This is a genomic window from Pseudomonas sp. GW456-12-10-14-LB2 (genome assembly GCF_002884345.1).
Taxonomy (GTDB): domain Bacteria; phylum Pseudomonadota; class Gammaproteobacteria; order Pseudomonadales; family Pseudomonadaceae; genus Aquipseudomonas; species Aquipseudomonas paraglycinae.
The window spans coordinates 1-251 of record NZ_POHV01000261.1; the positions used below are offsets into that span (position 1 = coordinate 1).

Genomic DNA, 251 nt, shown 5'->3' on the forward strand with positions numbered 1-251 from the left:
GTTCTGGAATTTCAGGACGGTGGCGACATTGCCGGTCGGATTGCCGGTCTTGGGGTCGACCGTGGTGCCCATCAGATAATAGCCGGCGCCGTTGACCAGGTTGCCGTTGGCGTTGAGCTGGAAGTCGCCACGGCGGGTGTAGTAGGTGACGCCGCTGAACACCGGCACGTTATCGACGACGCCGGTCGCCTTCTGGATCGAGAAGAAGCCGTCGCCGGTGATCGCCATGTTGGTGGCGACGGTGGAGGATG

Annotated in this window: 1 pseudogene; it reads right to left on the minus strand. The window is 62.5% G+C overall.

What is annotated here, in order from left to right:
• A pseudogene (locus C1X29_RS30160) lies at positions 1-251 on the minus strand (hypothetical protein); the annotation flags it as partial.